The 18,419-nt window shown below is 64.9% G+C and carries 15 protein-coding genes; 10 read left to right on the forward strand and 5 right to left on the reverse strand.

Annotated elements, in window-relative coordinates; all coding sequences use genetic code 11:
• Window positions 1-8: 8 nt before the first annotated feature.
• Both ACX1DW_RS00705 and ACX1DW_RS00710 read right to left on the reverse strand, forming a co-directional pair.
• Window positions 9-860 (reverse strand): putative selenate ABC transporter substrate-binding protein, encoded by an 852-nt coding sequence (locus tag ACX1DW_RS00705; protein WP_458992505.1) that lies wholly within the window; start codon window positions 858-860, stop codon window positions 9-11.
• A 470-nt stretch (window positions 861-1,330) separates the two neighbouring features.
• On the reverse strand, window positions 1,331-2,143 hold the full coding sequence (locus ACX1DW_RS00710) for an undecaprenyl-diphosphate phosphatase (protein ID WP_102839908.1): 813 nt from the start codon (window positions 2,141-2,143) through the stop codon (window positions 1,331-1,333).
• Window positions 2,144-2,388: 245 nt separating this feature from the next.
• On the opposite strand from ACX1DW_RS00710, the gene ACX1DW_RS00715 reads away from it, so the two are divergent.
• The 5 genes from ACX1DW_RS00715 to ACX1DW_RS00735 all read left to right on the forward strand — a co-directional run bounded on the left by ACX1DW_RS00715 (window position 2,389) and on the right by ACX1DW_RS00735 (window position 7,973).
• The gene (locus ACX1DW_RS00715) at window positions 2,389-3,276 is read left to right on the forward strand and encodes an NAD(P)-dependent oxidoreductase (RefSeq protein ID WP_458992506.1); all 888 of its coding nucleotides are present in this window, start codon (window positions 2,389-2,391) and stop codon (window positions 3,274-3,276) included.
• The gene (locus tag ACX1DW_RS00720; RefSeq protein WP_458992507.1) at window positions 3,273-4,055 is read left to right on the forward strand and encodes a hydroxypyruvate isomerase family protein; all 783 of its coding nucleotides are present in this window, start codon (window positions 3,273-3,275) and stop codon (window positions 4,053-4,055) included. The genes ACX1DW_RS00715 and ACX1DW_RS00720 overlap by 4 nt, the downstream gene beginning before the upstream one ends.
• A gap of 119 nt (window positions 4,056-4,174) precedes the next feature.
• Window positions 4,175-5,521 carry a spinster family MFS transporter gene (locus tag ACX1DW_RS00725; RefSeq protein WP_458992508.1) on the forward strand — a complete coding sequence of 449 codons (1,347 nt, stop codon included), beginning with the start codon at window positions 4,175-4,177 and terminating at the stop codon, window positions 5,519-5,521.
• A 159-nt stretch (window positions 5,522-5,680) separates the two neighbouring features.
• Entirely contained in the window at window positions 5,681-6,946 is a 1,266-nt protein-coding gene (locus ACX1DW_RS00730; RefSeq protein ID WP_458992509.1) for an Hsp70 family protein, read from the forward strand.
• 118 nt (window positions 6,947-7,064) lie between these two features.
• Window positions 7,065-7,973, forward strand: coding sequence for a CHAD domain-containing protein (locus ACX1DW_RS00735; RefSeq protein ID WP_049326176.1), 909 nt, complete (start codon window positions 7,065-7,067; stop codon window positions 7,971-7,973).
• Between the two features lie 60 nt (window positions 7,974-8,033).
• Here the strand turns inward: ACX1DW_RS00735 and rapA are convergent, their stop codons facing one another.
• Window positions 8,034-10,883: an RNA polymerase-associated protein RapA gene (gene rapA, locus ACX1DW_RS00740; RefSeq protein WP_458992510.1), complete on the reverse strand. Its 2,850-nt coding sequence runs from the start codon at window positions 10,881-10,883 to the stop codon at window positions 8,034-8,036.
• A gap of 149 nt (window positions 10,884-11,032) precedes the next feature.
• Here rapA and ACX1DW_RS00745 point away from each other — a divergent pair, with 149 nt between their 5' ends.
• From ACX1DW_RS00745 to ccoM, 4 genes are all read left to right on the forward strand, one after another.
• Window positions 11,033-11,329 (forward strand): aspartate-semialdehyde dehydrogenase, encoded by a 297-nt coding sequence (locus tag ACX1DW_RS00745; protein ID WP_110776248.1) that lies wholly within the window; start codon window positions 11,033-11,035, stop codon window positions 11,327-11,329.
• A gap of 1 nt (window position 11,330) precedes the next feature.
• Window positions 11,331-11,948 carry an alpha-ketoglutarate-dependent dioxygenase AlkB family protein gene (locus ACX1DW_RS00750; RefSeq protein WP_133456455.1) on the forward strand — a complete coding sequence of 206 codons (618 nt, stop codon included), beginning with the start codon at window positions 11,331-11,333 and terminating at the stop codon, window positions 11,946-11,948.
• Window positions 11,945-12,106 (forward strand): hypothetical protein, encoded by a 162-nt coding sequence (locus tag ACX1DW_RS00755; RefSeq protein ID WP_166082524.1) that lies wholly within the window; start codon window positions 11,945-11,947, stop codon window positions 12,104-12,106. Before ACX1DW_RS00750 ends, ACX1DW_RS00755 begins: the two co-directional genes overlap by 4 nt.
• A gap of 263 nt (window positions 12,107-12,369) precedes the next feature.
• On the forward strand, window positions 12,370-12,483 hold the full coding sequence (gene ccoM, locus ACX1DW_RS00760) for a cytochrome c oxidase subunit CcoM (RefSeq protein ID WP_285361209.1): 114 nt from the start codon (window positions 12,370-12,372) through the stop codon (window positions 12,481-12,483).
• A gap of 68 nt (window positions 12,484-12,551) precedes the next feature.
• On the opposite strand, the gene pulA is transcribed toward ccoM, so the two are convergent.
• Window positions 12,552-15,671: a pullulanase-type alpha-1,6-glucosidase gene (gene pulA, locus ACX1DW_RS00765; RefSeq protein WP_458992511.1), complete on the reverse strand. Its 3,120-nt coding sequence runs from the start codon at window positions 15,669-15,671 to the stop codon at window positions 12,552-12,554.
• Window positions 15,672-15,898: 227 nt separating this feature from the next.
• Window positions 15,899-16,369 (reverse strand): MaoC family dehydratase, encoded by a 471-nt coding sequence (locus ACX1DW_RS00770; RefSeq protein ID WP_063542590.1) that lies wholly within the window; start codon window positions 16,367-16,369, stop codon window positions 15,899-15,901.
• 274 nt (window positions 16,370-16,643) lie between these two features.
• Here ACX1DW_RS00770 and fadD2 point away from each other — a divergent pair, with 274 nt between their 5' ends.
• Window positions 16,644-18,332: a long-chain-fatty-acid--CoA ligase FadD2 gene (gene fadD2, locus ACX1DW_RS00775; protein ID WP_458992512.1), complete on the forward strand. Its 1,689-nt coding sequence runs from the start codon at window positions 16,644-16,646 to the stop codon at window positions 18,330-18,332.
• Window positions 18,333-18,419 lie beyond the last annotated feature (87 nt).

Consider the following 18,419-nt stretch of genomic DNA (forward strand, 5'->3'; position numbering starts at 1 on the left):
ACGTGGCGTCACTTCAGCAGGCCGGCCGCGCGCGCAGCCTCCTCGATGCCTTTGTAGTTTTCCGGCTTGGTCTCGATGAAGCGCGAGGCGGCCTGCAGGTCGAGGATCGCCTTGTGCTCCGGGTTGGCCGGGTCGAGGGCGAGGAAGGCTGCCTTGATCTTTTCGACCAGCGCCGGATCGAGGTTTCCGCGTACCGTCCAGTTGTAGTCGTAGTAGGGCGGGGTGGTGGAGATCACCCGGACCTTATCGGTATCGACCTTGCCGGCCGCAACGAGCTTGTCCCAGACCGAGGCGTTGAGCACGCCGGCGTCGGCCTTGCCAGCTTCGACCCAGGCGGCGGTGGCGTCATGGGCACCGGAGTAGGCGATGCGCTTGAAGTGCTTCTCCGGCTCGATGCCATCCTTGAGCATGAAGTAGCGCGGCATCAGGCTGCCGGAGGTGGAGGACACCGAGCCGAACGCGAAGGTCTTGCCCTTCAGGTCGGCCAGCGATTTGACCTCTGGGTCGGCGGTGATGAACTTGCTGGTGAACTGCTCGTCCTGCTCGCGCTGCACCAGCGGGATCGCATCGCCGGTCTTCAGGCGGGTCTGGACGAAGGTGAAACCGCCGAGCCAGGCGAGGTCGAGGCGATCGGAGGCCAGGGATTCGACGACGGCGGCGTAATCCGACACCGGGGTGAATTTCACCGGCATGCCCAGTTGCTGTTCCAGATACTCGCCCAGCGGCTTGAACTTGCGGATCAGCTCGGTCGGTGCTTCGTCGGGGATGGCGGAAACCCGAAGGGTTTCAGCGGCATGGGTGGTCGTAATAGACAGGGACAGGGCAAGGCCGGCAACGGCTGCCAGGGAGCGCTTCAGCATTGAGGGTTCTCCGGTTCAATAGCGGAAAAAGCGCGCGGATTATAGAGCCTCTGCGGCACATCGCAGCAAGGGAAAGCGCCATCCGTGCCTTGGCGCGGCGCCAGGCAAGGAAATCGGCTCGCTCGGCGAACTTTTTTCAGCGGCCATACCTAAGGAATCTGTAGTGGCCGAATATCAGCAAAGTGCCACCCGCGCAGGGCAAGGGATACGAATGTGAAAGGCGGTAAGCGGCGGAAAACGACGATGGTCTGGGCGGATGGTCATTCCTTCAGGGAGGTTGCACGGATAGAGGCTAGCTCGCCAGACACCGTGCCCCCGCGCAATGCACCGCTTGGCGAGAAGATGCTGGTCGAGGCGCGTCTGGCCGTGGTTCTGCTCGGGCCACTGCTTATCGACCTGCCCCAGACCTGAGGCCGAACCTCGACCTCCCTGCCGCGGATCACTGCGGCAGGGCATTCGCGGCGGGCTGCTCAGACAGCGCTGAACAGCAACAGCAGCACGACACCAAGTATCAGTCGGTAGATCACGAATGGCAGCATGCCGACACGCTCCAGCAGCTTGAGGAAGAGGTGGATGCACAGATAGGCGCTCACCGCCGACAGCACCACGCCCAGCCCCATCGCCGGCCAATCCACGGGCGCGCCGCCTTCGACCAGATCCAGTGTGCTCAGCGCACTGGCGAGCACGATCACCGGAATCGACAGCAGAAAAGAGAAGCGCGCCGCGCCCGAGCGCGACAAGCCGAGCAGCAGGCCGGCGGTCATGGTCACACCCGAGCGCGAGGTACCGGGAATCAGCGCCAGTGCCTGGGCACAGCCGATCAGCAGAATGTCCTTCCAGGAGAGGCTGTGCTCGTCGCGCGGTTGCGCGGTGCGCCGGCTGACCACATCCGCCCACCACAGCAATATGCCAAAGCCGATGGTGGCCCAGGCGATCACCAGCGGTGAGCGCATGTGCACTTCGATGAAGCCCTTGAACAGCAGACCGGCGATGCCCACCGGAATCGTGCCGAGAATCACCGCCCAGGCGAGCCGACTGTCGCCGACGCGCTCGCGGCGTCCGAGCGAGGTAAACCAGTCGCGGGTCATGCCGAACACCTCCTGGCGGAAATACCAGACCACGGCGGCGAGCGTGCCGAGGTGCACCGCCACGTCGAATGCCAGTCCCTGGTCGTCCCAGCCCACGAGGTGTGGGAAGAGGATCAGATGAGCCGAGCTCGAAACCGGCAAGAACTCGGTAAGCCCCTGCACGATGGCCAGGACGATGATCTGAACTAATTCCATTGCGTACTTCCTGCGATCTGTTCGAATGCGCGCCGCAGCAGGGCGCGTGGTTGAGTGGCGTGATGAGGCCGGGCCTCGGAGCTTCCTTCAGAGGCGCACGAGGGCGGATCGTTCCGGTTGGCTTGGCGATTTGCTCGTCGGTCGTCTCGATGTACGGCTCGTCGGCGTGAAGCGAAGGCGGATCACATGGCCGTTCGCGATGGTGCGGCGCTAGAATCAGGGCCTTGTTTGCCAAGGAGACGTCCATGTCCGATCTGCCAACTCTCGCCTTCGCCGGTATCGGTCTGATGGGCCTGCCGATGTGTCGCCGCCTGCTCGCCGCAGGTTATCAGCTGGTCGTCTGGAACCGCTCGCCCGACAAGTGCCAGCCGCTGATCGAACTTGGCGCCAGGGCCGTCGCGACCCCCGCCGAGCTCTGTGCCGAGGCCGACATCGTGCTGCTGTGCCTGGCCGATACCGCCGCCGTGCGCGAGGTGCTGTTCGGCAAGGGGGGCATCGCCGAGGGCGGCAAGGCCGGCAAGCTGCTGGTCGACCATTCCAGCCTGGAGCCCACTGCGACCCGTGATATGGCCGCCGAGCTGGAATTCCGCAGTGGCATGCGCTGGGTCGATGCGCCGGTCTCCGGTGGCACCGCCGGCGCGGAAACCGGCACGCTGGCGATCATGGCCGGCGGGCGCGCCGAGGACGTCGAACGGGTACGGCCGATCCTTATGAACCTGGGCCAGCGTCTGACCCATATGGGTGAGGTGGGTGCCGGGCAGGTGACCAAGGTCTGCAACCAGATGATCGTCGCCTGTAACGCCCTGGTGATCGCCGAGGTGGTGGCACTGGCCGAGCGCGCCGGGGTCGATGCCAGCCTGCTGGCGCCGGCACTGGCGGGCGGTTTCGCTGACTCCAGACCGTTGCAGATTCTTGCCCCGCAGATGGCTGCGAGTGAGTTCGAGCCGGTGAAATGGCACGTGCGCACCTTGCTCAAGGATCTCGACACCGCAGTGAAACTGTCCCGTGAGCAGGGTTCGGCGACCCCCTTGAGCGGTTTGGCCGCGCAACTGATGCGTCTGCACGGCAGCCAGGGCAACCTGGAGCGTGATCCGGCAACGCTGGTCGAGATGTACCGGGGGGGCGATCAGTGAAGATCGCCGCCAACCTCTCGCTGCTGTTCACCGAGCTGCCCCTGGCCGAGCGCATCCTCGCCGCCCGTGTCGCCGGCTTCGATGGCGTGGAAATCCAGTTTCCCTATGAAGTGCCGGCCATCCAGTTGCGCGAGCAGCTCGAGCGCGCCGGCCTGCCACTGGTGCTGATCAACCTGCCGGCCGGCGATCTGATGCAGGGCGGTCCCGGGTTGGCGGCCGTGCCGGAGCGGCAGGAAGCCTTCGACAATGCCTTGCAGGAGGCGCTGACCTACGCACTGATGGTGCGCCCGGCGTGTGTCAACGTGCTGCCGGGCCGACTGGCGGAGGGCGTTGAGCGCGAACTGGCGCTGGAGACGTTGGAGCACAACCTGTGGAAGACCGCCGATGCCTTCGACATGCTCGGCATCCGCGTGCTCTGCGAGGCGATCAACCCGCTCGACATGCCGGGCTTTCTGGTCAACAGCGCGGCGGATCTGGCGACGTTGCTGGAGCGGGTTGACCACCCCAACTGCATGGCGCAGCTGGACTTCTACCACATGGCCCGCCAGGGACTGGACCTGCCGGGGTGCATCACCCAGCTGGCCGGGCGTATCGGTCACGTACAGTTCGCCGATAGCCCCGGGCGCGGCGCCCCGGGCAGCGGCGAAGTGGACTTTGCGGGTGCGCTGCAGGCATTGCAGACCAGCGGCTACCAGGGCTGGCTGGGCGCGGAATACAAGCCGGGCGAGCAGGGCAGCGAGGCCAGTCTGGGATGGCTGGCCGATTGGCGTGCCCGCTGAACATCGCGCGGCATAAGCGAGGCTGATGTTCGGAGACAGGATCAGGTACAGACTCTAGAGTCATCGTCGAGTCCCGGCTGGTCTGCGGCCGGAATATAAGAACAATCGAGACCGACGTCATGCAGCCTTCCACCCAAGCTTCCAACGCCTGGCGCGTGCTGTTTCTGCTGTTTCTGGCGAATCTGTTCAATTTCTTCGATCGCACCATCCCGGCGATCATCGCCGAGCCGATCCGGCTGGAATGGAGCCTCAACGACTTCCAGCTCGGACTGATCGGCACCGCCTTCACCATCGTCTATGCCATTGCCGGGCTGCCGCTCGGGCGCATGGCCGACCTCGGTTCGCGGCGCAAGATCATGGGCTGGGGGCTCACCGCCTGGAGCGGCCTGACGGCGATCAACGGGCTGGCCTGGAATTTCTGGAGCTTCCTGCTGGTGCGTATGGGCATCGGCATTGGCGAGGCCAGCTACGCGCCGGCCGCCAACTCGCTGATCGGCGATCTATTCCCGGCACACAAGCGGGCACGGGCCATGGGCATCTTCATGCTGGGGCTGCCGCTGGGACTGCTGTTGGCATTCTTCACCATCGGCTCCATGGTCGAGTTCTTCGGCAGTTGGCGTGCGCCCTTCTTCATCGCCGCGGTGCCGGGGCTGGTGCTGGCGCTCTTCATCTTCCTGATCCACGAGCCTAAGCGCGGTGCGGCGGAGACCGTCAAGGTCCCGCAGGAGCCGGTGCAGCAGCCGGTGCGCAAAGTCCTGGCCATTCGTACCTTCTGGTGGCTGGTGCTGGCCGGGTTGGCGTTCAACTTCGCCACCTACGCTTGCAACGCCTTCATGGTGCCGCTGCTGATGCGTTACCACGGGGTCTCTTTGGTCAACGCCTCGGTCGCCACCGGCTTGATCGTCGGCCTGACCGGTTTGATCGGGCTGACCCTGGGCGGCTGGGTCGCTGACCGCATCCATCAACGCTTTGCCCGTGGCCGGCTGGTGTTCGCCGCGGTGAGCATGCTGATCGCCACGCTCGCGACCGGCTACGCGTTGCTCGCCGGGCGGATCGACGTGGGCGTGTTCGTTGCGGTGTTCAGCATCGGCTGGCTGTTCTCCTACAACTTCTATACCTGCGTCTACACCGCGATCCAGGACGTCGTCGAACCGCGCCTGCGGGCCACGGCCATGGCGCTGTTCTTCGCCGGTCTGTACCTGCTCGGTGGCGGCATGGGTACGGTGGTGGTGGGGCTGCTTTCGGACCACTTCGCCGAGGCGGCAATGCTTGCGGCAGGCGCCAGCGAGATGGCCGAGGCCTTCCGTGCCGAAGGGCTGCACGGGGCGATGTACCTGATTCCTGCGTCGCTGCTGCTGACCATGGTATTCCTGTTCCAGGCCTCGCGGACCTTCTGTGCCGATGCCAAACGCATGACGGCGGGGATGACCGCCGCAGCGCCCGGCGCGGAGGCGGTACCTGCCTGATACACGTTGCGTCATGGGGTTTGTGCCCGGACCAGCAATGGCCGGGCATTTTTTTCATCTGGACAAAGCCGGCGAGGGGTTGACCGACGATAGGCCTGCAACGGCGGACCACCTCCTTTACACTGCGCGGCCGTTTTTTCTGTACCCGCGGACCACGCCATGCTCAATGCTTCACCCGCCCGCGCCTGCGGCATCGATTTCGGCACCTCCAACTCCACGGTCGGCTGGTGGCGGCCGGATGCTGATCCGCTGATCGCCCTCGAGGGTGATCAGCCGACGCTGCCCTCGGTGGTGTTCTTCAACCTCGAAGAGCGCCGCCCGGTCTACGGTCGCCAGGCGCTGGACGAATACCTCGAAGGCTACGAAGGCCGGCTGATGCGCTCGCTCAAGAGCCTGCTCGGCTCCAAGCTGCTGAAGAGCGAAACCACCGTGCTCGGTAGCGCCATGCCGTTCAAGGAGATCCTTGGCCTGTTCCTCGGCACCCTCAAGCAGCGGGCCGAGACGGCCGCCGGCCGGCCATTCGAGGAAGTCGTGCTGGGGCGGCCGGTGTTCTTTGTCGACGACGACCCGCAGGCGGACCGCGAGGCATCGGAGACTCTCGCCGCTGCCGCCCGCAAGATCGGCTTCAAGGAGGTGTCGTTCCAGTACGAGCCGATCGCCGCGGCGTTCGACTACGAGTCGCGCATCGAACGCGAGGAGCGTGTGCTGATCGTGGATATCGGCGGCGGTACCTCCGACTTCTCGCTGGTGCGTCTGGCGCCCGAGCGCCGCGCGGTGGACGACCGGCAGGCGGATATCCTCGCGACAGGTGGCGTGCATATCGGCGGCACCGACTTCGACAAGCAGCTCAGCCTGCACGGGGTGATGCCGCTGTTCGGCTATGGCAGCCGGATGAAGAGCGATGCGCCGATGCCCACCAGCACCCACCTCAACCTCGCCACCTGGCACACCATCAATGCGGTCTACGCGCCAGCGTCGCAGCGCGCGCTGCAGAGCATGCGCTACGACATCGTCGATCCCACCGGTATCGACCGCTTGTTCCGCCTGATCGAACAGCGCGCCGGGCACTGGCTGGCGATGCAGGTGGAGCAGGGCAAGATCGAGCTCACCGAGCAGCAGCGCTTCGCCATCGATTTTCAGCGCATCGAGCCGGATCTGCGGGTCGAGCTGAGCCGGCAGGGCTTCGAGAGCGCCATCGCCGCGCTGCTCGAACGCATCGGTGCCAGCATCAAGCAGCTGCTGGCCGATGCCGGGGTGCGTGCCGAGGAGGTCGACACGGTGTTCTTCACCGGCGGTTCCAGCGCCATTCCCGCGTTGCGCGACAGCGTCGCCGGGTTGCTGCCGCGGGCGCGCCATGTCGAGGGCAACCGCTTCGGCAGCATCGGCAGCGGGTTGGCCATCGAGGCGCGCAAGCGCTACGGTTGAGCCGGGCCGCAACGTCATTCGCTGACACAAAACTTCACACTGACGGGTCAACGTCGGGTGCAGGCTGCGGGTCCCATTAACGGTGCTCAAGCGGAGCGTCTTCACGGAGAGCAATTCGATGGCCTATCGCATCCGACCTACTCGCAACGCCGCCAAGGAAGTGCGCAAGGCCGCCCTGCAGCGCATCGACAAGGCGATCCAGGCGCTTACGGTCGAGGCGGATGAGCGCGCGGAAGGGGTGCATCAGGCGCGCAAGCGCTTCAAGGAACTGCGAGCCCTGTTGCGGCTGGTACGCGAGCCGCTCGGTGCACGTTTCAAGCTCGACAACCGGCGGCTGCGCGACGTGGGGCGGCGCCTGGCCGAGTCCCGCGATGCCGCGGCGATGCTGGAAAGCTGGGACGCCCTGGCACGGGCCAACCAGCCACTGTTCGTCAGCGACGCGTTCCGCCAGATTCGCCTGCAACTGCAGCAGCGCGCCGCGCCGGATGGCGAGGTGCATGCGGATTTCGACGCGGAGCTGGCCGAAGTGCTGGGTGAGCTGCGTGCGCTGACCCAGGAAATGCAGCACTGGAAGCTGTCGGGCAAGGGCTTCGGGCTGCTCGCCAACGGGTTGCGCCGCACCTACAGCGACGGCGTGCGGGATCTGGCGCGGGCGGAACGGGATGCTTCGGACGAGCTGCTGCACGAGTGGCGCAAGCGGGTGAAGGATCATTGGTATCACTGCCAGCTGCTTTCGCCGTGCTGGCCGGACGCGCTGGAAAGCCGCGCCGATCAGCTCAAGCAGGTCGCCGATGCCCTGGGCGATGACCATGACCTGGCGATGATGGCGCAGCTGATGGAGCGCGAGCCCGATCTGTTCGGCGCGCTGGAGACTCGAGAGCAGTTGCAGCGTTGTATCCAGCAGCGCCGCGAGCAGCTGCAGCAACGAGCGCTGCGCCTTGGCCGGCGGCTCTACGCCGAGGGGCCGAAGGCGCTGGTCACCCGAATGGCTGCCTACTGGTGCATCGCCCGGGCGGAGCGCGGTTAGCTTCGCACGTGGCCCTGGGGGCGGGCCTCAGCCCGCCGGTCAGGGCCGGAACGCGCCAGCTTATCCGGCAACCAGTACGCGTATCGCTTCCAGGCGCAGGGCGGCCTTTTCCAGTGCCGCCAGACCGTCCTCGCGTTGCTGGCGCAGCGCTTCGATTTCGCTGTCACGCACGCTCGGGTTGACGGCCTGCAGGGCCACCAGTCGGGCAAGCTCTTCGTCCAGCCCGGCCTTGAGCTTGCGCTGGGCTTCGGCGACGCGTTCGACATGGCGCGGCTTGATCTTGGCCTCGGCGGCGGCGATCTGCGTGGCCAGCACGTCGCGCTGGGCCTGGACGAACTTGTTGGCGCTGGCGCGTGGCACGCTTTCCAGCTGATCGTTGAGCGTGTCGAAGGCCACCTTGGCCGCCAGGTCGTTGCCGTTGCCGTCGAGCAGGCAGCGCAGCGCCAGCGGCGGCAGGAAGCGGCTCAGCTGCAGGGCGCGCGGCGCCACCACCTCGCTGGCGAACAACAGTTCGAGCAGCACGGTACCCGGCTTGAGCGCCTTGTTCTTGATCAGCGCCACCGCGGTGTTGCCCATGGAACCGGACAGCACCAGGTCCATGCCGCCCTGCACCATGGGATGTTCCCAGGTGAGGAATTGCATGTCCTCGCGGGCCAGCGCCTGCTCGCGGTCGTAGGTGATGGTCACGGCCTCGTCGTCGCCCAGCGGGAAGCTGGCGTCCAGCATCTTTTCGCTGGGGCGCAGCACCAGGGCATTTTCCGAGTGGTCTTCACTGTCGATGCCGAACGCATCGAACAGCTGCTCCATATAGATTGGCAGGGCGAACTGGTCGTCCTGCTCCTCGATGGCTTCGACCAGCGCCTTGCCTTGTTCGCCGCCGCCGGAATTGAGCTCCAGCAGGCGGTCACGGCCGGCATGCAGCTCGGCTTCCAGGCGTTCGCGCTCGGCGCGGGCTTCGTCGATCAGCAGTTGATAAGCGTCGTCGTCACCTTCTTCCAGCTGCGCCAGCAGCCGCTGACCAAAGCGGTGCTGCAGTGCGTTGCCGGTCGGGCAGGTGTTGAGGAAGGCATTCAGGGCCTGGTGATACCACTGGAACAGGCGCTCCTGCGGGCTGGTCTCCAGGTACGGCACGTGCAGCTGGATGGTGTGCTGCTGGCCGATACGGTCGAGGCGGCCGATGCGCTGCTCGAGCAGGTCCGGATGCGCAGGTAGATCGAACAGCACCAAATGGTGGCTGAACTGGAAGTTGCGGCCTTCGCTGCCGATTTCCGAGCAAATCAGCACCTGCGCGCCGAACTCCTCGTCGGCGAAGTAGGCCGCGGCGCGGTCGCGTTCGAGGATGCTCATGCCTTCGTGGAATACCGTGGCCGGGATGCCGGAGCGCACGCGCAGCGCGTCCTCCAGATCCAGCGCGGTCTCGGCGTGGGCGCAGATGACCAGCACCTTGTACTTCTTCAGCATTTTCAGGGTGTCGATCAGCCATTCCACGCGCGGGTCGAACTGCCACCAGCGGTTCTGCTCGTCGGCTGGTTCCTGCTGGCTCTGGAAGGCGACTTCCGGATACAGCTCGGCGTGCTCGCCCAGCGGCAGTTCCATGTATTCGGCCGGGCAGGGCAGCGGATAGGGGTGCAGCTGGCGCTCGGGAAAGCCCTGTACCGCGGCGCGGGTGTTGCGGAACAACAGGCGGCCGGTGCCGTGACGGTCGAGCAACTCGCGGATCAGCCGGCTGCTGGCCTCGATATCGCCATCGGTGGCGGCGGCGAGCAGGGCTTCGCCTTCGGCACCAAGAAACGCATGAATGGTCTGGTGTGCCTGCTGCGAGAGACGACCCTCGTCGAGCAGTTCCTGCACGGCTTCGGCCACTGGCTGATAGCTGGAGCTCTCGGCGCGGAAGGCATCGAGGTCATGGAAACGATTCGGATCGAGCAGGCGCAGACGTGCGAAGTGGCTGTCCAGGCCGAGCTGTTCCGGGGTCGCGGTGAGCAGCAGCACGCCGGGAATCACCTCGGCCAGCTGTTCTACCAGCCTGTATTCGGCGCTGGCGCCTTCCGGATGCCAGACCAGATGGTGCGCCTCGTCCACCACCAGCAGGTCCCAGCCGGCGGCGAAGGCGGCGTCCTGGGCGCGCTCGTCTTCCTTCAGCCACTCCAGCGAGACCAGCGCCAGTTGGGTGTCTTCGAAGGGGTTGCTGGCATCGCTCTCGATGAAGCGCTCGGCATCGAACAGCGCGACTTCCAGGTTGAAGCGGCGGCGCATCTCCACCAGCCACTGATGCTGCAGGTTCTCCGGTACCAGGATCAGCACCCGGCTGGCGCGGCCGGAGAGCAGCTGGCGATGGATGATCAGGCCGGCCTCGATGGTCTTGCCCAGACCCACTTCGTCGGCCAGCAGCACGCGCGGGGCGATGCGGTCGGCGACTTCCTTGGCGATGTGCAGCTGGTGCGCGATGGGTTGCGCCCGCACGCCACCGAGGCCCCACAGCGAGGACTGCAACTGGGCGCTCTGATGCTGCAGGGTGTGGTAGCGCAGGCTGAACCAGGCCAGTGGGTCGATCTGTCCGGCGAACAGGCGGTCGCTGGCCAGGCGGAACTGAATGAAGTTCGACAGCTGGGTTTCCGGCAGGGTACGGGCTTCGTTCTGCGCGGTCAGGCCGTGGTAGACCAGCAGGCCGTCGACATCGTCGACCTCGCGCACGGTCATCTTCCAGCCTTCGAAGTGGGTGATCTCGTCACCCGGGACGAAGCGTACGCGGGTCAGTGGCGCGCTGCGCGTCGCATACTGGCGGGTTTCGCCGGTGGCCGGGTAGAGCACGGTGAGCATCCGCCCATCCTGGGTGAGGATGGTTCCGAGGCCGAGTTCCGCCTCGCTGTCGCTGATCCAGCGTTGCCCCGGTAGATACTGCTGCGCCATGCTGCCTCCCGCTGTGAAAAAGCCGGCTATGGTAACGGAACGTCGCCACGAGAGCGACGGCCGATGGCGACTGCTCGACGCATCAAGTGTAGCGGTCCTGCTAAAGTTGGCCGGTGTTGCGCCGACTCATCGGCAAAGAGGGCTCAAACATGCTGCCACCCATTCCAAGCGGCGTATTCCCGGTCAGTGCCCAGCAGGACGCGGTCAAACCGCGCCCCGAGGTGGCGCCGGTGACGCCGGTGCAGCCAAGCTCCGGCGAAAGCGCCGTCACCCTCGATCGTCGGCATCCGCAGGAGAGCGCGGAAATGCTGCGCGACGAGCAAAGGCGCCGGCAACGCCGCGGTTACACCCCGGAAGAGCTGGCGAAGGGCGAGACCGACGAGCAGGATCAGGCCGGTTTGGAAGAGCTTCCACGGCAGGGCCTCTGGGTCGACGTCGAGGTCTGAGGTGTTGACGACCGACCCAAGCGTTGTTTCATCGATCGAGCTGCCTGACGCCGTGTTGGATTACCGGGCGGGCTGGGTAGACGGCGATACTGCCGACGCCTGGCAGCAGGAGCTGCTCCGCGCCACGCCCTGGACGCAACCGGAGATACGCATCTACGGCCGCCGAGTTGCCGTGCCGCGGCTGGTCGCCTGGTATGGCGATGCCGAGGCCGGATACCGCTATTCCGGCTTGCGGCATGAACCGCTGGCCTGGACACCGCTGTTGCAAGACATCCGTCAGCGTCTGCAGAGCGAGACTGGCCATCGCTTCAATGGCGTATTGCTCAACCTGTATCGCGACGGAGGCGATGCCATGGGCTGGCATAGCGACGACGAAGCCGAGCTGGGTCGCGATCCGGTCGTGGCGTCGCTGAGCCTGGGAGCCGAACGACGCTTCGACCTGCGGCGCAAGGGCAGCGGGCGTATTCAGCACTCGCTGCTGCTTGGGCATGGCTCGTTGCTGGTCATGAGCGGCGCGACGCAGCATCATTGGCAGCACCAGATCGCGCGGACCAGCAAGGTATCGCAGCCGCGCCTCAACCTGACCTTTCGCCTTATCCGGCCGGGAACGAACGCATGAGCAGTGACGAGAACCTGATCGATTTCAGCGCCGAGCGTGCACGCCGCATTCATGACCTGAACGACAAGCGACTCGAGGAGATGCGCAAGACCTTCGAGCAGGTCCTGCCGCTTGGCAAATCGAAGAAGAAGGGCAAGAAGCCGACAAAGAAACGTTGATCGGCATGCCAGCTCGCGCGCCACACCGGCAATTCATACCGATTCGCTATTAGCGATCGCCTCCGCTATTTGCGGCCTGCCCATTTCAGGGCGAATTCGGCCGAACCCTTCCTCCAATACCCCCATTTTCTTGACCTGGATCAGTCGTTGCGCGCGCCTGGGATCGGCATTTTGCGGCCATTGACCCGGGTCAATTTTTTCCCGATCACCCGGGTTTACCTTGCACCCATCGAACAGCGAATCAGGTTTCGGAGGTAGGTCTCATGTTTGTCGATAATGTGGTGCTCGCAGGGGTGGTCACGGTCGGCCTGATGGTCGCCTTCTTCGCAGGTTTCGGATATTTCGTTTGGCGGGATGCCCACAAGAAAAAGGGCTGATTCCGTCGAACACAAGGGCACGCAAGGCATTTAGGCGACCTCTGGTCGCCTTTTTTTTTGCCCGCGATTTACCGACGTGTCTGCGCTTGGACGAACACGGTCGTGGTGAAGGCCGGCACCTCGAATTCCCCCTTGCTCACGATAGCCTGGCGAGCGATCGGGTCGACCGAGCCTTCGAGCAACGGATGCAACCGATAGCCATCCGCCCCTGACAGACGAACCCGCTTGTCCGACGCATTGATCACCACCATCAGCGAGCTGTAGCGGGGGTCCAGATCACGGCCGACGCGCGGTCCATCGGCCAGGCTGTAGGCGATCACCCCGGGCTGCTGCTCGGGCCCGGTGTTGTGGAACTGCAAGCGCCGCTGCACCTCGCGGGCGTTGTCGAGCTGGAATAGCGCGCTGTCGCTGCGAATTTTCAGCAGCTCCAGAAAGCGCCGCTTTGCGGTGACGATGTCGGCAGCGCCCGGTTCGGCCTGTGGGTCGATGATAATCCTGCGAATCAGCGGCCAGTTGTCGCCGTCCTTGTCCGCGCGTGGCAAGCCCTTGTTCCAGTTATTGTCCTGGTAGCCGAAATCCACCGCGTTGAACCAATCCCCCGAGTCGTAGCTGTCGCGCTGCATGGACTTTGAACGCAGGATGTCCGAGCCGAGATGGATGAACGGCACGCCTTGGCTGAACAGCGGCACCGACAGCGCCACCAGGTGCAGGCGGACCCGGTCGGCAACCGACAGGCTGCTGGCGAACTTGTACTGGTTGTTGTCCCACAGCGTCTGGTTATCGTGCTTGGAGACGTAATTGATCGTTTCCTGCGGGTCCAGCGTATAGCCGGCGGGCTGGCCGTTGTAGTCGATCTCGCTGCCCTTGCGTGTGCTGCCGTCGGCGGTGACGAACTGGAAATCACGCAGCCCGCCGGCAATGCCGACGCGGATCAGATCGGCTGCGTGCAGCAGCTGCGCTTTTTCCTGAACCCCGGCACCGCTCAGCTCGTTGGGCCGCAGGTAGAGGCCGTTGGCGAAGCCCTGGTTGCGACGGATGCTGTCGCCACCATCGAAGGGGCTGCCGCCACGTACCGCATCCCGCTGCCGATCGTTGAAGGTGCCGACACCGGTACCGGCCATGTTCAGCTGGTTGGCATTGATGCCGCGGGCGTTGCCGGCGACCTCGCCGAATTCCCAGCCTTCGCCGTAGAAATAGGTCTCGCGATCGATGCGGCGGACCGCGCGATAGGCATCGACGATCTGCTCGCGCATGTGATGACCCATCAGATCGAAGCGAAAGCCGGCGATCTTGTAGTCGCGGGCCCAGACCTTCAGCGAGTCGATCATCAGCTTGGCCATCATGCGGTGCTCGCTGGCGGTGTTCTCGCAGCAGGTCGAGGTTTCGACCGCGCCGGTGGTGGGGTTGCGGCGGTGGTAGTAACCGGGCACGACCTTGTCCAGAACCGATTTGTCAGCCAGGCCGGAGGCGTTGGTGTGGTTGTAGACCACGTCCATCACCGTAGCCAGGCCGTTGCCGGCCAAGGCCTGCACCATCTGGCGGAACTCGATGATGCGCTGCACGCCTTCGGCATCGCTGGCGTAGCTGCCCTCGGGCGCGGTGAAGTGGAAGGGGTCGTAGCCCCAGTTGAAGTCATCCAGCCCGCGCAGGTCGTTGTATAGCGATTGCGCCTGGCCGCTGGCTGGGTCGAAGCCCTCCAGCACCTGACGGATGCTCGCCGCGCTGCAGTATTGCGCCCAACGCTGACGGGCCTGGTCCGAGAGATCGCAGAGCTTGGCGAAGGGATCGTCGAGGTTGATCCGCCGGGCGGGGTCCTCGTCGATGGTGGCGATGTCGAACACCGGCAGCAGCTGAACGTGGGTGAGCCCGGCCTTCTGCAGGTCACGCAGGTGCCGCATGCCGTTGCTGTGCTGTTGGGTAAAGGCGGCGTAGGTACCGCGCAGCGCAATGGGCAGGCTGGTGTCGCTGGCGCTGAAGTCGCGCAGATGGGTTTCGTAGATCACGCTCGCTTCGGGACGCTCCGGGCGTGGCGGACGCACCGCATCCCAGCCGGCGGGCTTGAGGTCATCGGCATTCAGGTCGACCACCTGGGCGTACTGGCTGTTGCGTGACAGGCTCAGGGCGTAGGGGTCGCTGACCAGCGTCGTCTCGACGCTGCCGGTGCTGGGTCGGTAGGCGGTAACTTCATACTGGTAATACTGCCGATCCAGCGAGCGCGGGCCTTCCAGGCTCCAGACGCCGAGCCGCTCTCGCATAGGCTTGGGATAGCCGGGTAGCAGCCGTTTGGCGGCATCGAAGACATGCAGGCGAACCCGCTGCGCGGTCGGTGCCCAGAGCTTGAAGGACACACCTCTGGCATCGAGCGTCGCGCCCAGCTTGCCGTTGTAGGCGAACAGCATGTCGAGGATGCCGGCGGTCTGCACTTCGGTGGCATCGATGACCCGGTCATCCGCGCCATAGGCAATTACCACCAGCTGGCTCATCACGGCGCGGCGAATGTCTTTCACACCTGCCGTGAGTTGGTAAGCGGGGGCGTCGGCCAGGTGCGGGTGCTGCCGCTTGAGGCCGTTGCGCAGGCTGGACGGCTGCATCGCCAGGACCTGCCCGCCGCTGACGGTGCGCGCCTCGCCGTCGATGCGGATGCTGGCATCGTGGGCATAGCGCAACTCGACGCGGCTGGCGCCCGGTGCGCCGCCCACCAGCGCTAGCGTAAACGGATCGAGCCAGTGCGCACGGACGCCCTTGATCGCCACGGCGCTGCCGCTTAGTGGCGTGCTGGACAGTTTCGGGTTGCCGCTGACCGTGAAGACGCGACGGCCGAGCTCGTCGAAGCGCCAGACCAGGTCGGTACCGCCCAGATCCTTCTCGTCGCCCTTGTGCATGATCAGGTTCAGGCAGCTGGCGTCGGCGCTCAGCGGGATGCGATAGAGCGCGCCGTATTCGGGGTCGGTTTCCGCCGCCGCGAGCGGTTGCGCCCAGCTGGTTTCGGTCGCACTGCCGTTGCAGTCGGCGGTGTTCCACAGATGTGGACCCCAGCCGTTGTAGTTGCCATCGGCGCGCTGGTAGTAGAGCAGGGCCTCGTCGGGGCCGGGGTCGAGTGGGGCTGCCGAAGTGGGTTGCACGGCCAGCGACAAGCCGCCGAGGACGAGCGCCGCCAGGCGCCGATAAGCGATCGAGCGAGTGAGCATGGGTGAGGGTCCCGTTGTTGTTCTTGTACTGCTCGCTGGATGGTCGGCGCGGGGTATTCGATGCACATCCTTCCGCTGGGGATCCGCTTTAGGCGTAGGCCAGGGCCGTAATAGCGTTCTGCTTGCCCCCCCTTGCCGCGCAAAGGTATGGCTGGAAATGCTGAGGGCGCCCATCAGGCGCCCTCAGATTGCCTCGTCGCGCGACGGGGCCGTGACCGCAGGAGTGCTCAGCCGATGGTGATCGGCGGCAGTTCCTTCAGTTCGACGGTTTCCTGCTTGCGCGGCGCAAGCACTTCGGCTTCGCCGTCGACCACCAATTCGTCGTTCTGATTGAACACGCGGGTGGCGATGCGCACGCGGTTCTTCGGCAGCTTCTCGAGAATTTCCAGGCGCACGCTCAGCGTGTCACCGATTTTCACCGGACGGGTGAACTTCATGGTCTGGCCGAGATAGATGGTGCCCGGGCCCGGCATGGTGCAAGCCACGGCGGCGCTGATCAGTGCGCCACTGAACATGCCATGGGCGATGCGTTCCTTGAACAGGGTGCCGGCAGCGAACTCGGCGTCCAGGTGCACCGGGTTGCGATCGCCGGACATCGCGGCGAACAGCTGGATATCCTTTTCCTCGACGTGTTTTTCGTAGCTCGCCTGCTGGCCGACCTCCAGGTCGGAGTAAGGCGTGTTGCTGATGGTGCTCATGGAATGTCCTCAGGCTGGTCGGCGCACCGGGTGCTGCGGCCGATGGATCGAAGCGAGTCGCGCGATCCCAGATGACCGGTGTCGGCGCGCTGGGGCTGCATTCTAGAGGCACGGGCTGCACTTGTCCCGGCGCCGGGCCGCGCGATGCCGTGACGAAAGATTCACAGCAGTGATTAATGCGGCTTGGGCTGTTGCGTCGCGATGCCGACCTGATAAGTTCGCCAGAGCCCGCTGCGCGCGGGCCAGACACTCTCAGGTAACGAGGCCAATAACAATGCAGCCTGAATTCTGGAATGACAAACGCCCTGCCGGCGTGCCCAACGAGATCGATCTAGGTGCTTACCGCTCGGTCGTCGAAGTGTTCGAGCGTGCCTGCAAGACTCACGCGGACCGCCCTGCATTCAGCAACATGGGTGTCACCCTCAGTTACTCCGATCTGGAGCGCCACTCCGCCGCTTTTGCCGCCTGGCTGCAGCACCACACCGATCTGCAGCCCGGCGACCGCATTGCCATTCAGATGCCCAACCTGCTGCAGTACCCCATCGCCGTGTTCGGCGCGCTGCGTGCAGGACTCATCGTGGTCAATACCAACCCGCTGTACACCGCGCGGGAGATGCGGCACCAGTTCCAGGATTCCGGCGCGCGGGCGCTGGTGTACCTCAATACCTTCGGCCACCACGTGCAGGAGGTGCTGCCCGACACCGCCATCGAGCACCTGATCGAAGTGCGCATCGGCGACATGTTGCCAGCCCTGAAAGGTGCGCTGGTCAACGCGGCGGTCAAGCACCTGAAGAAGATGGTGCCGGATTACAGCCTGCCGCAAGCCGCTTCCTTCAAGAACGTGCTGGGTGACGGCGCCCGCCACAACCACAAGCCGGCAGCCCTGGAGCCCGATCACGTCGCCGTGCTGCAGTACACCGGTGGTACCACCGGTGTGGCCAAGGGCGCGATGCTCACTCATGGCAATCTCGTGGCGAACATGCAGCAGGTTCGGGCAAACATGCAGCAGCTCGATGAGCATGGCCATCCGGTGATCCGTGAGGGTCAGGAAGTGATGATCGCGCCGCTGCCGCTCTACCATATCTATGCCTTCACGGCGAATTGCATGTGCATGGTGGTGACCGGCAACCACAACGTGCTGATCACCAATCCCCGGGATATCAACGGTTTCGTCAAGGAGCTGCAGCGCTGGCAGTTCTCCGGCTTTCTCGGGCTCAACACCTTGTTCGTCGCGCTGATGGCCCACCCGCAGTTCAACAAGATCGACTTCTCCCGTCTCAAAGGCACCAACTCCGGCGGCACCGCGCTGGTTTCGGCGGTCGCCGAGCGCTGGAAGAGCATGACCGGCTGCACCGTCGTCGAAGGCTATGGCCTGACCGAAACCTCGCCGGTTGTTTGCGCGAATCCGTACGGTGAGCACTCCCGTCTTGGTACCGTCGGGCTGCCGGTCCCCGGGACCACGGTGAAGGTCATTGATGACGAGGGCAACGCCTTGCCGCTCGGCGAGCGTGGCGAGCTGTGCGTAAAGGGCCCGCAAGTGATGAAGGGCTATTGGCAGCGTCCCGAAGCGACTGCCGAGGTGCTGGACGAGGAGGGCTGGCTGAAGACCGGCGACATCGCGGTGATCGACCAGGACGGTTTCGTCAGCATCGTCGACCGCAAGAAGGACCTGATCATCGTCTCGGGCTTCAACGTCTACCCCAACGAGATCGAGGACGTGGTGATGGCTCACCCGAAGGTCGCGGCTTGCGCCGCCATCGGTGTGGCGGACGAAAAATCCGGCGAGGCGGTCAAGCTGTTCGTCGTGCCCAGCGATCCGACGCTCACCCAAGAAGAATTACAGGCTTACTGCCGTGAGAATTTCACCGGCTACAAGATGCCACGGCATTACGTGTTCCGGGATGCATTGCCGATGACCCCGGTCGGCAAGATCCTGCGTCGGGAGCTGCGCGAAAGCGCCTGACGACGCGAGATGCACTGTCGTTGCAGGAGATAAATGAGGTGACCGGGATATATTTTTCGGTCACTTTATGTCGAATAAACGGTTTCC

Source organism: Stutzerimonas sp. KH-1 (genome assembly GCF_054483855.1).

Bases quoted from the DNA above. Each gene is read 5' to 3' on its own strand.
- ACX1DW_RS00705 (WP_458992505.1), bottom strand. From the start codon at position 860: ATGCTGAAGCGCTCCCTGGCAGCCGTTGCCGGCCTTGCCCTGTCCCTG.
- ACX1DW_RS00710 (WP_102839908.1), bottom strand. From the start codon at position 2,143: ATGGAATTAGTTCAGATCATCGTCCTGGCCATCGTGCAGGGGCTTACC.
- ACX1DW_RS00715 (WP_458992506.1), top strand. From the start codon at position 2,389: ATGTCCGATCTGCCAACTCTCGCCTTCGCCGGTATCGGTCTGATGGGC.
- ACX1DW_RS00725 (WP_458992508.1), top strand. From the start codon at position 4,175: ATGCAGCCTTCCACCCAAGCTTCCAACGCCTGGCGCGTGCTGTTTCTG.
- ACX1DW_RS00730 (WP_458992509.1), top strand. From the start codon at position 5,681: ATGCTCAATGCTTCACCCGCCCGCGCCTGCGGCATCGATTTCGGCACC.
- ACX1DW_RS00735 (WP_049326176.1), top strand. From the start codon at position 7,065: ATGGCCTATCGCATCCGACCTACTCGCAACGCCGCCAAGGAAGTGCGC.
- rapA (WP_458992510.1), bottom strand. From the start codon at position 10,883: ATGGCGCAGCAGTATCTACCGGGGCAACGCTGGATCAGCGACAGCGAG.
- ACX1DW_RS00745 (WP_110776248.1), top strand. From the start codon at position 11,033: ATGCTGCCACCCATTCCAAGCGGCGTATTCCCGGTCAGTGCCCAGCAG.
- ACX1DW_RS00755 (WP_166082524.1), top strand. From the start codon at position 11,945: ATGAGCAGTGACGAGAACCTGATCGATTTCAGCGCCGAGCGTGCACGC.
- ccoM (WP_285361209.1), top strand. From the start codon at position 12,370: ATGTTTGTCGATAATGTGGTGCTCGCAGGGGTGGTCACGGTCGGCCTG.
- pulA (WP_458992511.1), bottom strand. From the start codon at position 15,671: ATGCTCACTCGCTCGATCGCTTATCGGCGCCTGGCGGCGCTCGTCCTC.
- ACX1DW_RS00770 (WP_063542590.1), bottom strand. From the start codon at position 16,369: ATGAGCACCATCAGCAACACGCCTTACTCCGACCTGGAGGTCGGCCAG.
- fadD2 (WP_458992512.1), top strand. From the start codon at position 16,644: ATGCAGCCTGAATTCTGGAATGACAAACGCCCTGCCGGCGTGCCCAAC.